The following is a 15693-nucleotide window of genomic DNA, read 5'->3' as shown; positions in this document are numbered from 1 at the left end:
GGTTCATTTTTAAATCAAAAAATACAGAAGTACCTCTACTTCCTTAACTTCTTCTATAATTAATATAGACTATTCAAGTCTATATAGTTCATGTTTGAGCGAAAATAAGAATGAAACCTATTAATTTCATTCTCACATCTTAATTATTTTAATTCAATTCCCATTCCAATCACCATACATTTAAATGATGTACGTAATCTATCAATTGTTTCTTCTTCAGCAAAAGTACTTGTCACATATACAGTCGTTAGATCCTGTAATGCTTCAATACAGTACACTACATTAATATCCTTTCTAATGTATCCTTCTTGTTGCCATTCTAAAAACCGTTGATTTACAATATTCATCTCTTCTTCGAACTTTTTCTCAACATCCTGTTCTATTAACGGATATTCCTTATAAATCTGCTGAACTAATACCTTTTGTCCTTTAATTGCATAACCAAAGTAATTATCCATAAATTTTTGAGTTGCCTCAATAGGATCTTCAATACTTCTGTATGGTTCCAACATTTTAACAATGTTCAAATTAAATATCTCATAAGCAATTTCACGTACAAGATCTTCCTTGGTTCCTATGATTTTATATAATGTTGCCTTAGCTAAACCACATTCACGAGCTAATTCTACCATATTCAATCCACGCAAACCAAATCGTATAATCATATCTCTTGCAACCTTAGTTACCAATTCATGAATTTCCACCTTATCAGATTTTGCCATACTTGAACTCATTTAGTATTTCTAGTGCAAAATTAGATAAAATTTTATCTTGAACAAGCCTATTATCAAATTTTAACATTTTCTTTATGAATCAAAATTGAATGGTAAATTGTGTATAAACATCTGGTTCTGATTTAAAAGTTAAAGTTCCACCATGCAAACGCATCAATTGGCGAGACAAACTTAATCCAATACCTGTACCATTTTTCTTAGTTGTAAAAAAAGGAACAAACACCTCCGATTGGCATTCCTCATTAATACCACAACCATTATCTTCCAGCTCAATAAACGGTTTGTTTTGATGATTAATTCCAATTCTTAATTCTATTTTCTTATTTTCCCGATCATTTAAAGCTTGAATCGAATTCATCATTAGATTAATCACAATTTGATCTATCATACTTGAATCTGCTGTGACCTTAATATTGTTATTGGGATAAGATAAGGTCAGTTCAATATTCGCTTTATTTAAATCATCCTTTAGTAATTTAATTAAACTCTGAATTTTTACAGTTAAGTTCACTTCCGTAAATACTGGAGTTGGCAATAAAGTCAAATCTCTAAATCTACTTACAAATTTAACCATACCGGATATTCTTTCCTCAATTATATCCAAACCTTCAATGGTATCCTCGATCATCTCATTATCCATGTGATTGATATCAACATTTCCATCACTCACTTTATCCGCATACATATCTACAAGCGTAGAGATAGATGAATTCACCGGACTTATTGAATTCATGATTTCGTGTGTTAAGACTCGAATGAGCTTCTGCCATGAATCCAATTCTTTTTCATCCAATTCATTCTTAATATTCTGAAACGAAACCAATTTAATATTCTGATCAATCATTTTTAAATCAGTAGCCTTAAGCGATAACTGAATTAATTCGTGATTCCTGTATATCGAAAATAGTTTCTGCTCAGACGGAGTTAAATTCTCGATTAACTCTGCTAAACCTTCCTGTATCCTATCCAAATCACTAATATGAAACAAATGAATTTTATTAAACAACTCTTTTGCTGCACGATTAAACAGTAATACTTTCCCTTTTTTGTCAAATGATAACAATCCAATTCCAACATGCTCTACTAATACCTTAAAATATTGATTTTGATTCTCGTTCTCAATTTTTATTTTTTGAATATCTCGATTTACTAAATCAAACTGAGCATACAATTCTGGATAATCATTCTTTCGTTTCGATTTAAACTTTACGCTTGAATCGTTATTTCGAACAGATTTAAAGAAATTCTCCAAATCATAATTCAGACTATTCAATTTTCGAATTAACAACCATGTTTGTATTATTAATACTACCACAAGATTAGCAATAATTAAAATATCCCTATAACTAAACCAAACTAAGGCTAAAACAAAGCTGTTTATTACAATTCCAATAACCCGAATTATAACTGTTATATATAATTTTCGATAGATCATTTATGATATTTAAAGAAGGTTGTACTTTTCTATTTTTCTATACAATGTTTGTCTGCCAATATTTAATTCTCGTGCCACATGACTAATATTGCCTTTATTTCTTCTCATGGAACTCTCAATTAAAATCTTCTCAGCTTCCTCAAGACTTATTGCCTTATCACCAATTGAATTTGTATTGCTTTTATTGTCTAATTGAAAATCGTTAAGTTCCAATACTTTTTTATCATTTAAAATTACGGCACGTTCCATACAATGGCTCAATTCACGAATGTTTCCTGGCCAAGTATAAGACAGTAACAATGCTTTTACTTCCTCATTTAAAACCATTAGTTGCTTACCATATTTTTGAACAAATTTTTTCAAATAATAATCGGCTAGCAATAAAATATCCTTACCTCTATCTCGTAAAGGTGGCATTTCAATCACAACAGTGTTAATACGATATAATAAATCTTCCCTAAATAAACCTTCATCAACTAAGTCTATAAGATTTGCATTTGTTGCAGAAATTAATCTAATATCGACATTATCCTCTTTGTTTGATCCGAGAGGAGTAACTTTTCGATTTTGTAAAACCGACAACAATTTGGATTGCATTGTTGAACTTAAGTTTCCAATTTCATCCAAAAATAAACTACCTCCGGTAGCAGCCTGAAATCTTCCTTTTCTATTTTCTTTGGCATCGGTAAAAGCTCCCTTAATGTGTCCAAACAATTCACTTTCAAAAATAGATTCACTTAATGAACCCATATCTACACTCATAAAAATTTTATCTTGTCTTTTCGACTTATTGTGTATTTCCCTGGCAACAATCTCCTTCCCTGTTCCATTTTCACCTAGAATTAGAACATTAGCATCGGTTTGAGCTACCTTATCAATCATCTTTCGCACATTTCTAATTGCGTCCGATTCACCTATCATCTTCGTAACTATTTGCTTTAAATCGTTCTCTAACAACTTTCTTTGTTGCTTCGATTCATCAAGCTCTACCCTAGTTCTGTACAATTCGACTCCACTTACGAGAGTAGCTAATAACTTTTTATTGTCCCAAGGCTTTAGGATAAAATCGGTAGCACCATGCTTCATCGAATTAACAGCTACATTTACATCACCATAGGCTGTAAATAGTACTACAACGGTATGTTCAGATCTTTTCCGAATCTCTTTAAGCCAATACAAACCTTCATTACCAGAATTTACACCGGCTGAAAAATTCATATCCAGTAGAATTACATCGAATTCATTCTGCAGCATTAAACCAGGAATCTGATTTGGATTATTACAGGTAACTAATTCCTTGAAATGATGCTTTAAAAAGAGTTGTAGCGATTTTAAAACACTTTTATTGTCATCTATTATTAGAAGTTTGCCTTTTTTATTCATGAAAATTGTATGATTCTTTATTTCGATTAAAATTAATGCAAATCATTAAGTTAAAAAACTAAATGTTCCATTTTGATACAAGTATTGGATGATTTTGAAACACTTTTTAAATTTACGCATAACACCACCCATCCTTTCTATCTGATATAATGAGACATACAGATCTTGGCACAGAAATAGACATACATCTTCCATCAAACTTAAACCTTTAAAACATGATAAAAACAGAAAATCTTAGTAAAACATTTAGAACTGAAGAAGTTGAAACTTTAGCCTTATCAAATGTTAATCTGCATATTAAAAAAGGAGAATTTGTAGCCATTATGGGACCTTCAGGATGTGGAAAATCTACTCTTCTAAATATTATTGGTTTATTGGACAATCCAACCAATGGTAAATTTCAATTTATTAATGATGAAGTAGCTAATTATACTGAAAGACAAAGAACACAATTGAGAAAATCGAATATTGGATTTGTATTTCAGAGCTTTAACCTAATTGATGAATTAAGTGTTTTCGAAAATGTTGAGTTACCATTGGTTTATCAAAAAATACCCGCTTCCGAACGCAAAAGAAGAGTAAACGAAGTTCTTGAAAGAGTCCAAATTCTTCATAGAAGTAAACATTTTCCGCAACAACTATCAGGCGGACAACAACAAAGAGTTGCAATCGCTCGAGCAGTGGTTTCAAATCCAAATTTAATTCTTGCCGATGAGCCTACGGGAAATCTAGATTCTGCTAATGGTCGTGAAGTTATGGAACTTTTAAGTGAATTAAATAAAGAAGGAACTACAATTGTAATGGTTACACACTCCAGCTCCGATGCGGAAAGTGCTAATCGTACCATTCAACTTTTCGACGGGCACATTGTGAGTGAAAATCACAAAAAGCAGATAAATACAATTAAAGAAAAATCTGAAATATTATAACCTCCACGAGCATGTTTCTAAATAATCTTAAGATTGCTTACCGTAACCTTATCAGAAATAAAGGATACAGTTTTATTAATATATCGGGTCTTGCTATTGGTATGGCATGTACCATTTTATTATTGCTATGGGTAAATCATGAATTGAGCTACGACAATTTTCATAAGGATACTGATACAATTTACCAAGTCTGTAACTATCAATCCTGGAATGGTAAAAAAAATGCAATGCCTAATTTACCTACACCACTAATTGATGTTCTAAAAGAAAAGTATCCCGAAATTGAATATGCAACTCATTACAATGCCTGGGGAGAAAAACTGTTGATTGAGTACAAAGGCAAAAAACAATATGAAAATATTAAATTCGCTGACTCTGACTTTTTCCAGATCTTTAATTTCTCTTTACTTTATGGGAATAAGGAAACGTGTTTAAATGATATCAATTCATTGGTGTTATCAGAAAAAGCAGCCAAAAGAATATTTGGAAATAAAAATCCAATTGGTAAAATTGTTAATGTGGATAATAGGCAACCTCTAGTAATTACGGCTGTTACAAAGGATGTGCCAAGTAATTCTTCAATTCAATTCGACTTTTTGACTCCATTCGAAATGTTGAAAAAACAAAACCCTTATTCAGATCATTGGGGTTCTCATAACTATTTTGGCTATACGAAAATCGCAAAGGGAACTGACATCGATGTTTTAAATAAAAAATTAGATAAGTTCTACATTGACCATGTAGATAAAGAAAGTGAGAAATCTGTCTTTTTATTTCCGCTAACCAAAAGGCATTTGTATTATATCGATGGCAGACCAACCAAAATAACTCAGGTGAAGATGTTTTTTATGATTGCCATTTTCATTTTGATTATTGCCTGTTTCAATTTCATGAACCTTTCTACTGCCAGAGCAGCAAAAAGAGCTAAAGAAATTGGATTGAAAAAAGCGATTGGTGCCACCTATCCACAATTAATCAAGCAGTTTATTGGAGAATCATTACTAATAACGATAGTTGCAGCAAATTTTGCTATTATTTTATCTCACTTGTTCTTGCCTCAATTCAATTCTTTAATGAGCAGGCATTTGATTTTAGATTACTCATCTCTGGAATTCTGGTTGATTATTTTGGGAGTAACCATATTCACAGGAATTGTTGCTGGTGCCTATCCTGCATTTTACTTATCTTCCTTCAACCCTATTGCAGTATTAAAAGGAACTTTCTCAGGTGGAAAAGGAAGCAATCGATTTAGAAAAATTTTAGTGGTTACACAGTTTGTATTAGCCTCATCTCTCCTAATTTGCACCTTAACTATTGTACTACAAACAAGGTATCTTGCCAATATGGATGTCGGTTTAAACAAAGACAATGTAATTTCTATTAATATTAATCAGCAAATGCGTAACAAGATCGAATCCATAAAAAGTGAGCTCATGAGCAACTCTCTTGTTGATAATGTTTCATATGGCTCACATATACCCTACAGGGTTTTTAGTAATGGTTGGGGCGAAGATTGGGAAGGTAAAGATCCCGAATTTAAACCTCTGATTACTTATCCTAATGTTGATGCAAATTTCTTCGATGTTTTTAAAATTAAATTTCATTCAGGAAGACCTTTCAATATCGATAATCCTGCGGCGGACTCAAGTTGTGTAATTATTAATGAGAAATTTGCTGAAATGATATCTGATGAATCTGTAATTGATAAAATGATTCACACAGGAAACAACGAAGATTTAAGAATTATTGGTGTAGTTAAAGATTATCATTGCACACCAAACACTCGAGAACTGCAACCATTCATGCTTCGACAGTGTAGTGATCCGGATTTCTTATTTGTACGATATGTAGATGGAAATGCTATGAAAACAGTTCAGGAAATTGAAAAGATATGCTCTAAATACAATCCTGATTTCCCATTAGTTTACAATTTCCTGGATGATCATTACGATAATATGTACCAAAACCAAAGAGCAACTATTAGCACCTTACTTTATGCCTCAATATTGGCTATTATTATTTCTTGTCTTGGACTTTTTGGTTTGGCTTCATTTAATGCTGAAGAACGAACAAAGGAAATTGGTGTGCGCAAAGTACTAGGTGCTTCAATGCGTCAGTTGATTCTGATTTTTAGCAAAGATTTTAGCAAATGGATTCTTGTTGCTTCTTTAATTTCCTGGCCAATTACCTATTTTGCTATGGAGGAGTGGTTCCACAGTTATCCATTTAGAATTGACTTTCCTTTCTGGTTGTTTCTTGCAGTGTTTGCCTTGTTACTTATAATTTCAACAATTACAGTTGCCTATCAAAGCTTAAAAGTAGCTACGAAAAATCCAGTAGTTAGCCTAAAGTATGAATAAAATAACCCTTTAAAAATATTAGCCGACTATGTTTCTAAATAATTTAAAGATTGCCTATCGAAACTTAATCCGTAATAAAGGGTACAGTTTTATAAACATATCAGGACTTGCCATTGGTATGGCCTGTACAATACTTCTTTTATTATGGGTAAATCATGAATTGAGCTACGACAAGTTTCATCAGAAGGAAAAACAACTTTTTCAAATTGTAAACTGGCAGACATACAGTGGACAAGAATACGGATGGCCAAATATTCCTGGAAAATTAACAGACGCCCTTAAAGAAAAATACCCCGAAATTATTCGAGCGACAAATTATAATCCTTGGGGAGATAATTCTCTCTTTGTTATTAATGGAATTAAGAACTACGAAGAGGTATATCATGCTGATTCAGATTTCTTTCAAATGTTCTCCTTCCCTTTACTTAAGGGATCGCCAGAGAGTGTTTTTAAGGATCCGTTCTCTTTGGTAATCTCCGAAAAGTTCGCTCACAAATATTTTGGAAACGAAGATCCAATTGGGCAAGTAGTTAAATTCGAGGAAAAATATGAACTTACCATTACGGGTGTTTTAAAGGATCTACCTTCCAACTCAACTTTTAAATTTGATTTAATCTTTCCTTATGAATTCAAAAAGAAGATTTACGATGGATGGAAACATTGGGGAAACCATTCATATTCGGGATATGTTGAACTAGATCCAAATGCAGATCCAGATGCTGTTAGTGAAAAACTACGATCTTTTTATAAAGATCATGTAGATGAAGAATCGACAGAAAGAATATCCTTATTCCCTGTCAGTAAAACTCATTTATATTCATTGGAAGGTGAGGAATTTAGGATCAAACAAATAAGAATGTTTTTAATTATAGCTCTATTCATATTGCTGATAGCTTGCTTTAATTTCATGAATCTATCAACAGCTCGAGCTGCCAAAAGAGCCAAAGAAATTGGTTTAAAAAAAGCAATAGGTTCTTCCAAATCGAAACTAATCAGACAATTCTTATTCGAATCAATTCTTGTTTCTTTTATAGCAATTAATTTTGCTATAATAATTGTTCGACTATTCTTACCCGAATTCAATCAAGTTTTAGGTCAAAAATTAATATTAAATTATATTGATTGGAAGTTTATTGGCATTGTATTTTCTGTAGTAATAGTAACCGGATTATTAGCTGGCGCTTATCCTGCCTTCTTCCTTACTTCTTATCGAACTGTAGATGTAATAAAAGGAGTAACAAAATCAGGAAATAAAGGATCTAACTTTAGAAGAATATTGGTCGTTTTCCAATTTACGCTTACTGTTATCTTATTAATTAGTACACTTGTAATAAGTTTACAGACTAATTTTATAAAAAATACTTCCACCGGAATAGATAAATCAAATGTTGCCTTTGTCGTACTAAATGGCAATATGCATAGCAATAGCGATAAGATTAAAGAAGAACTATCTCGTGATCCTTCCATCAGTTCTTCTACATTAGTCTCTCATCTGCCAATAGGAATTTACTCTAATGGTGGTGGTTATGAATGGAATAATGATGAAAATTCTAAAGATGTATTAGTAACTCAACTTTTTACAGATCCAGATTTTATTGATGTTTTTAAAACATCACTTCTTGAAGGACGTTTCTTTAGTAAAGAAAATGTTGTTGCTGACACCAATAATATCATCATTAACGAAACTTTGGCCAGAATGATTGACAAAGGAAATGTTGTTGATAATATCATTAAGCGACATGAAATGGAAGCAAGAATTATTGGTGTTGTAAAAGATTTTAATTTTAAATCATTGCATCAAAAAATTGAGCCAATGGTATTTTTCTCACGTAGCTATTATCAATTTATATCTATTAGAATAGAACCAAACAGTAATAGTAGAGCATTGGCTCATATCGAAAAAGTTTGCCAAAAATACAATCCTGGTTTTCCTACAATTATTAATTTTTTGGAAGATCGTTATGCCACTCAGTATAAAACTGAAGAAAGCACCATCAAAATTCTTAAGTATTTTACCATTCTAACCATAATTATTTCCTGCTTAGGACTCTTTGGCTTAGCATCGTTTATGGCAGAAGCCAGAACAAAAGAAATTGGAATTAGAAAAGTATTAGGTGCAGAAGTACATAGTTTAATTGGTCTTTTTTCTAAAGATTTTACCAAATGGGTATTAATTGCAAATATTATTGCCTTCCCAATTGCTTACTATGCAATGGATTTCTATTTAAGTGAATATGCTTTCCATATTAACATGCCTTGGTGGGTGTTTGTTGCAGTAGCTGTAATGACATTTGCAATTGCAATTTGCACAGTAAGTTATCAAAGTTGGAGATCAGCAACTCAAAATCCGATAGAAAGTTTAAAATATGAATAGATCAGAATACGAATAATCTTTTCACTAATCAAATACCTTTTCTAACACAAAAAAAGCCGCCTTAGAAATCTTTCCAAGGCGGCTTTTACTATAATATTAATAAATCAACTCAAATATATTATCTCAGTAACATTGCTTCAAACGTTTTTACAAGTTTATCAAAATCAGGATAAACCTTTTCTGCATTCTTAATCGTTTGTACTTTTAAAAACTCTTTTAACTTCGCTTTTCCACCTTTATTAATTAAAAACTCGACAAAAGCTGCACCAACAGGATAACTTAAATTTCGTTCATAAGCAGTTGGATCTTCCCAAAGTTCCAACAGTGAAAAATCCTCATTTGGTATTCTTTTTCGAGCAATAGCAAACAGGTTTTTATCCATGGTATCAAAATACACAGCCAGACCTTTATCAATTAGCATGCTCTTAAACTTTGGACGTACCATCATATTGGCAAGCATGATGTTAAATTCATAATCATCTTTCTGATTATTATAAACATTCACTATACACAAATCAGAATTTGAAAAGCTAAGAGGTTTATCAAACTTTCTATATGCTTCGTGCTTATCGCTCCAAACAAACACATCTATTTTTTTCGTAGGAACTATAGTAAACAAATTCACTATTCTTTGGTAGTTGGTCTCTAACCTACTCATGTATTGATCCACATTCTCAACTTTTTTCTTATCCTGAAAATGAAATCTAATATTTTTGGCTTCAACAACTTCCCATGCCTTATAGTAAATGCTTGTTTGAAATAAGCTTAAATATTTTTGAGCGTATCTAACAGCCTCTTTCGATTCTCTGCCATTCTGGCACTCTTTTAAATAAGTTATCGCCTTTTTCTTTTCTCCATTAATAAAATAACACTTAGCTAAATAAGCTTTACTCAAAGCTTTTGTTTCTTCTGATACCGATTCTGAAAGAATGGATTTTTCAAGATACGGAACAGCCATTTTAAATTGCTTAGATGCTGTATAAGCTCTTCCTAAAATCGAATTTAAGTCAGGATCACTAGTATTATCTGATAATAATGATTGTGCTTTATTAATTACCTGATCATATTTTCCTTTGGAATACAATTTTTTCAACTCCTTATTTTGACTCATAGAGCTAAAATGAAAAATGATCAGTAGTAGACTTATAAGAATTTTATTCATGGGTTAGTTTTATTTTAGATTGAGCAATTTACTTGAATAAATCGATTAACAAAATAGTTATCTACAATTTCCTCTTCTCCTGATCAATTATCATTCCAAACAGAGTATTCTGCCAAATTGCAATTAAGCATCTACATTTGCTAGGATAAAAAAAGGTGCTGATAGACTCAGCACCTTATATTTTAAAGGAAAAATAAAAATGGAATTATAATTCCAATGGCAATCAACCATTTTCCTCTTCCTGTTACTCCTTTCTTGCCAGGCACCATAAATATGCCCGATAATGCAAATACTAACATTGCAATTGCAAAAATATCCGCCATAACTGTCCAGCCTTTTTTACTATTGTAATGCAACTTATTTACAAAATATGCCCAAGCCTTTTTCTCATACACTTCAAAAGTAAGCTTTCCATTTACAGGATTATACTTTCCCAAACCTCCCTTAAGGTAAATATCGTATGTATCTCCATTGGGAAGGATTCTATTTAAAGGATAAGCATCCAATTCCTCACTCCAATATGAAGTTAATTGATCAGGACTAAGACTTGCTTCTAAATTATAAGATTTGTATTCTGTTTTGTATGCAGGATCTTCACCATTTTTTTTATGATTTAAAAGAATACCCGAAACAGAATAAATAATTGTAATTCCTACAAAGAAATAGCCTAAATCACGATGTATTAATCTAAGCCATTTTCTTGCTCCCTTCTTACTCCACAACTTCATAACTGGTTCCGTCTACAAAATAAATAGCATAATAATCTTTGTTGTTTTCTTTCATCCAATCGCGCATTTCCTTAATGTTAGCCATTTCAGAACTACAGTGTTCTCCACCTTCCTTGGCATCATGTTTAGATTTGATATCTTTTTCCCATTCATTAATGTAAGCCGTATCCAACCTTTTTTCTCTTAAAGTTCCCGTTACAATTAAATCATTACCTGCAATTTCTTTATTGAAACCTTCCAAATTCCCTGTAGCTTCAACACGAATAGATAAATCACCAGTTGTATTTTTTAATATGCATCGTTTACCAGAGTGTGCACAAACATGATTAACAAGACCTTTAAAATGAACCTGTTTACCAACATTCTGTTCTGCAGCTTGCATAACCTGATCGATAGTTTGAACAATTTGCTTTATTTCTGCTTGCTTAGGAGCTGAATCTTTTTGCTTGGATTTTTGATTACATGAAAGCAACATCAGGCACATAGTCAATAAGCTTAAATATTTCATAGTTTTTTTGATTATGGGTTAATTATAAGTTTTGTTTATTACTAACAAACCTATGGCTATGCTTTCTCTTTTCCAAACACAATAACAATTCATTAACATTTTTTTATTAACAATAGAAACAACAACAAAGTCCATATTTAAAAGAGATAGAACCACTTAAATAATCTTATTTTCATGATACTTCATTTTTTTATGGAAAAAAAACAGATATTAACACTTAAAAAGTAACCATTCACTAGGAAAACCGTAATATCTGCGTGATTCAAAAAAACAAATCACTATAATAAGAAACAACTACTTAATCGCACATTATAAATATGCATTTTACAATGAAAATGTTCAAAGATTGGAAGTTAAAATCTAAATTACTGTTATTAACAGTATTAACTCTTATCAGTATTTTAATTTTGAGTCTGACCTCCAGCTTCTTTTTCAAAACCAGCCGAACTGTTAGCATCATGATTAACGGACTGCGTGTTCATGAAAGTTTGTTACAGCAAGGGGTCGACAATTTCTACTCATTTCAAATCACTAAGGAAGACAAATACAGAGAGGCTTCTGCTTTTTATATCAATCGTTCTAACCAACTGGTAAAAGATCTTCTCAAGATACAAGGATTTTATCCTATCAAAACAAATAAAGAAATAGCTAAATATCTTTTTAATGGCTTTCCTGAAATTTACAATCATGAATTAAAGAATGCAGAATTAATGGTTTCCCGTTTAAGAATATTAAATAGTCTTAAAAGTGGCGAAATTGAAAGTACGAGAGGATATTCGCAAAAAGCTTTAGATGCAGCAGAGCTTATCAAAAATGAATTACAAAGTGGAAAATCGACTATTGATATTGAAAAAATTCAATTCGAATTGCACGAAATACAAAAGCATTATTCCGGAATTAGTGATGAAGTGAATAGCTTATCGCATAAATTTAATAGTGCATTAGTCTGGGCTATGGCAATTATAGCAATAATACTTTGTGTTGTAATATTATTACTTGCCAAATATATCTCAAAATCAATTACAGTTCCTGTAAAAGAAATGGTTGGTAATTTTAAACTAATGGCTAAAGGAAATTATCACACTCCTTTAAGTATTCATACCAAAGATGAAATTGGCTCATTGGCTCAATCTTTCCAAATTATTCAAAACGATTTTCAAAGTGTTGTTGATTATACAAGAATGGTTGCCAACGGTGATTTAAGTATTAATCTTACACCTAAATCGAAAGAAGATGAATTGTCTATTTCTTTGAATCAGATGGTAAAAACATTAAAAGATTCAAAAGCTACAAATGATGAAACACATTGGTTCAGATCTGGTGTAAATCAATTAAATGAAGAACTTCAGGGCGATCATGAATTAGAAGAAGTAGCATCAAGAACTTTAGGCTTTATGTCTGAATTCTTATCTGCAGAATTAGGTACTTTATATGTCTATCACGAAGAACAAGAAACCTTATCCTTAGCTGCATCATTTGGTATTCCTGATAAGAATCAATATAAAAATATTCGTGTAGGTCATGGCTTAATAGGACTAGTTGCACAAACTAAAAAACTAAAACACCTGAAAGATCTGCCTAAAGATTATTTTAATGTATTTTCTGGCACTGGTGATGTAATGCCAAATAATATTCTTTTGGTTCCTTTAGTATACAACGATGCATTGTGGGGAGTTTTGGAAATTGCTTCCATAAAAATATTCTCAGAATCAGTTATTGATTTTGTAAGAGCAGTACGCGAAAGTATAACCGTGAAAATTGCCTCAACTCTAGCTCGTGTTCGTTTAGAAAACCTTTTAAAAACAACCCAAGAACAAGCAAGTGAATTACAAGTTCAACAAGAAGAACTTAGAGTTGCCAATGAGGAACTTGCAGAACAAACAAGCATTTTAACTGAAAATGAGAAAAAACTTCAAGTTCAGCAAGAGGAATTAAGAGTGGCGAATGAAGAACTTGAAGAAAGAACAAATCAACTTGAAATTCAGAAAGAAGAAATAGAACAAAAAAATAAAGGATTATCTGTTGCTCATGACAAGATTGAGATTAAAGCCAGAGAATTGGAACAAGCAAGTCAATACAAATCCGACTTTTTGGCAAACATGTCTCATGAGTTAAGAACACCGTTAAATAGTTTACTTATTCTATCGGGAATTTTGGTAAAAAATAAAAATGGAAATCTTACTGATGAAGATATTGAATCAGCTCAAATCATAAATAAGAGTGGTAAAGATCTACTCCAACTGATTAATGAAATTTTAGACCTGTCGAAAATTGAAGCAGGTAAAATGAATATTGAATTCGAATCGATTCAACCTGATGATATCAAAAATGAAATTTTAATGGATTTCAAACATCAGGCAGATAAGAAAAACTTAGATTTCCATATAGATATCTCAGATGATTTCGCAAAAAACCTTGAGACAGATCCATTAAGATTAAATCAAATCATTAAAAATCTGCTGTCAAATGCTTTAAAATTCACCTCAAAAGGAGCAATAACGGTTTCAATGAAGAAAGCCGTTGATAATTCAGAATTATGGAGAAGTGATCTAAAAACCTCAGATACCTATTCAATTACAGTAACAGATACCGGAGTTGGTATTCCTGATGAGAAAAAGGAAGCCATTTTCGAAGCTTTTCAACAAGCTGATGGAAGTACTTCAAGACAGTATGGTGGAACCGGTTTAGGACTTTCAATCTCGAAAGAATTGGCTAGAATGTTAGGTGGTGAAATTCACCTGGAAAGCGAAGTAGGTAAAGGATCTAGTTTTACCTTATTTATTCCTGAGAAGCAGAATAAAACAACAATTCAAAATCTTAAACCTGTTACGCTTAAGAATGAAAACGAAATTATAGAAACCGAAAACAAACCGGTTGTATTGCCAATTTTTATTGATGATGATAGAGATATACCTCACAATGGTTCAACGGTTGTTTTAATTCACCCTAAACGTGATGAAGCAACTTCTCTGTACTATCAAATACATGAGAGTAGTTTCCATGCTTTGGTTGCTTCGAATGTTGCCGATGCTATCTTATTAATTGAAGCGCATCAGCCTTCGGCAATAATTATTGGAATGGAACTTATCCTTGAAAAAGGAGAAGACGTTTTAAACCCATTACGTTTAAATTCTTATGCCTCTAAATTACCAATGCATATTGTAAATCCTGTTGAAGGATTTATTGAAAGAGACCTGAAAGATTTGCCAACCGTTAATGCTACAAATGTTTCTCAGGCAATTAATAAAATGAAAACTCAACTGTTCACCGAATCGAAAAAGATTTTGGTAATTGAAGACAATGATACTACTAGGCAATTGATAAAAAGTATTTTGACTCCAACCAATGTTCAGATTGATGAATCTGCAACTGGTGAAGAAGCTTTTGACCTGATTTCAAAGAAAAATTACGACTGTATAATTCTTGATCTCGGTCTGCCTGATATCTCAGGAAATGAATTGCTAAAAAAATTATCCAAAGCAAATATTAAAGTCCCTAATACTATTATTTATACGGGGAAAGACTTATCTCGTGAAGAACACAGAGAGCTGAGTAAATATACAAATTCAATTATTCTAAAAGGATTAAAATCGGACGAACGCCTAATGGACGAAGTAAGTTTATTCTTACATCAGGTGGCAACAAAAACACCAGAAAATCCCAAGGTAAAGGTTACTGAAATTGACGACTCTATTTTTAAAGGCAAAAAAGTATTGGTTGTTGATGATGAAATCAGAAATATATTTGCTTTAGGCAAGATTCTTGAAGAAAAGGATATGGAAGTTCTTGAAGCTGAAAATGGCAAAATAGCCATTGACGTATTAAAAAACAATGCGAATGTAGATTTAGTTTTAATGGATATAATGATGCCGGAAATGGATGGATATGAAGCCATGACCGTTATTCGACAAACTCCGGAAATACAAGATGTTCCAATAATCTGTCTTACAGCAAAAGCTATGAAAGATGATTACCAGAAAGCAATTTCTTCAGGAGCGAACGATTATTTGTCCAAACCTATTGATGAGAATAAACTGTTCTCAATGTTGAAAATTTGGCTTTACAACTAGCTCAAAAGAT

At 31.9% G+C, this 15693-nt stretch carries 10 protein-coding genes; 4 read left to right on the top strand and 6 right to left on the bottom strand.

Features of this window, described 5'->3' with window-relative positions; all coding sequences use genetic code 11:
• Positions 1–143: 143 nt before the first annotated feature.
• The 3 genes from GCQ56_RS03455 to GCQ56_RS03445 form a co-directional block, all read right to left on the bottom strand.
• Complete coding sequence (locus GCQ56_RS03455) at positions 144–722, bottom strand: TetR/AcrR family transcriptional regulator (RefSeq protein WP_193323701.1); 579 nt, start codon at positions 720–722, stop codon at positions 144–146.
• Positions 723–813: 91 nt separating this feature from the next.
• Positions 814–2169: a PAS domain-containing sensor histidine kinase gene (locus tag GCQ56_RS03450; RefSeq protein ID WP_152732986.1), complete on the bottom strand. Its 1356-nt coding sequence runs from the start codon at positions 2167–2169 to the stop codon at positions 814–816.
• 9 nt (positions 2170–2178) lie between these two features.
• On the bottom strand, positions 2179–3552 hold the full coding sequence (locus tag GCQ56_RS03445; RefSeq protein ID WP_152732985.1) for a sigma-54 dependent transcriptional regulator: 1374 nt from the start codon (positions 3550–3552) through the stop codon (positions 2179–2181).
• Between the two features lie 215 nt (positions 3553–3767).
• Between GCQ56_RS03445 and GCQ56_RS03440 the strand changes: the two genes are divergently transcribed.
• The 3 genes from GCQ56_RS03440 to GCQ56_RS03430 are packed head-to-tail and all read left to right on the top strand — an operon-like array spanning position 3768 to position 9215.
• Positions 3768–4481: an ABC transporter ATP-binding protein gene (locus GCQ56_RS03440; RefSeq protein ID WP_152732984.1), complete on the top strand. Its 714-nt coding sequence runs from the start codon at positions 3768–3770 to the stop codon at positions 4479–4481.
• An 11-nt stretch (positions 4482–4492) separates the two neighbouring features.
• Positions 4493–6841 (top strand): ABC transporter permease, encoded by a 2349-nt coding sequence (locus GCQ56_RS03435; RefSeq protein WP_152732983.1) that lies wholly within the window; start codon positions 4493–4495, stop codon positions 6839–6841.
• A gap of 28 nt (positions 6842–6869) precedes the next feature.
• A complete protein-coding gene (locus GCQ56_RS03430) occupies positions 6870–9215 on the top strand; it encodes an ABC transporter permease (protein WP_152732982.1) in 2346 nt (781 codons plus the stop codon).
• Between the two features lie 118 nt (positions 9216–9333).
• On the opposite strand, the gene GCQ56_RS03425 is transcribed toward GCQ56_RS03430, so the two are convergent.
• From GCQ56_RS03425 to GCQ56_RS03415, 3 genes are all read right to left on the bottom strand, one after another.
• A complete protein-coding gene (locus tag GCQ56_RS03425) occupies positions 9334–10377 on the bottom strand; it encodes a lipopolysaccharide assembly protein LapB (RefSeq protein WP_152732981.1) in 1044 nt (347 codons plus the stop codon).
• Between the two features lie 182 nt (positions 10378–10559).
• Complete coding sequence (locus tag GCQ56_RS03420) at positions 10560–11105, bottom strand: PepSY-associated TM helix domain-containing protein (RefSeq protein ID WP_152732980.1); 546 nt, start codon at positions 11103–11105, stop codon at positions 10560–10562.
• Positions 11089–11613 carry a hypothetical protein gene (locus GCQ56_RS03415; protein WP_152732979.1) on the bottom strand — a complete coding sequence of 175 codons (525 nt, stop codon included), beginning with the start codon at positions 11611–11613 and terminating at the stop codon, positions 11089–11091. Before GCQ56_RS03415 ends, GCQ56_RS03420 begins: the two co-directional genes overlap by 17 nt.
• A 458-nt stretch (positions 11614–12071) precedes the next feature.
• Between GCQ56_RS03415 and GCQ56_RS03410 the strand changes: the two genes are divergently transcribed.
• Positions 12072–15683, top strand: a complete 3612-nt coding sequence (locus tag GCQ56_RS03410) for a response regulator (protein ID WP_193323700.1) — start codon at positions 12072–12074, stop codon at positions 15681–15683.
• Positions 15684–15693: the final 10 nt, after the last annotated feature.

The organism is Marinifilum sp. N1E240, assembly GCF_009295825.1.
GTDB lineage: Bacteria > Bacteroidota > Bacteroidia > Bacteroidales > Marinifilaceae > Marinifilum_A > Marinifilum_A sediminis.
This window is presented reverse-complemented; position numbering and strand designations above follow the sequence as displayed.

Bases quoted from the DNA above. Each gene is read 5' to 3' on its own strand.
- GCQ56_RS03410 (WP_193323700.1), top strand. From the start codon at position 12,072: ATGATTAACGGACTGCGTGTTCATGAAAGTTTGTTACAGCAAGGGGTC.
- GCQ56_RS03435 (WP_152732983.1), top strand. From the start codon at position 4,493: ATGTTTCTAAATAATCTTAAGATTGCTTACCGTAACCTTATCAGAAAT.
- GCQ56_RS03420 (WP_152732980.1), bottom strand. From the start codon at position 11,105: ATGAAGTTGTGGAGTAAGAAGGGAGCAAGAAAATGGCTTAGATTAATA.
- GCQ56_RS03445 (WP_152732985.1), bottom strand. From the start codon at position 3,552: ATGAATAAAAAAGGCAAACTTCTAATAATAGATGACAATAAAAGTGTT.
- GCQ56_RS03430 (WP_152732982.1), top strand. From the start codon at position 6,870: ATGTTTCTAAATAATTTAAAGATTGCCTATCGAAACTTAATCCGTAAT.
- GCQ56_RS03455 (WP_193323701.1), bottom strand. From the start codon at position 722: ATGGCAAAATCTGATAAGGTGGAAATTCATGAATTGGTAACTAAGGTT.
- GCQ56_RS03415 (WP_152732979.1), bottom strand. From the start codon at position 11,613: ATGAAATATTTAAGCTTATTGACTATGTGCCTGATGTTGCTTTCATGT.
- GCQ56_RS03450 (WP_152732986.1), bottom strand. From the start codon at position 2,169: ATGATCTATCGAAAATTATATATAACAGTTATAATTCGGGTTATTGGA.
- GCQ56_RS03440 (WP_152732984.1), top strand. From the start codon at position 3,768: ATGATAAAAACAGAAAATCTTAGTAAAACATTTAGAACTGAAGAAGTT.
- GCQ56_RS03425 (WP_152732981.1), bottom strand. From the start codon at position 10,377: ATGAATAAAATTCTTATAAGTCTACTACTGATCATTTTTCATTTTAGC.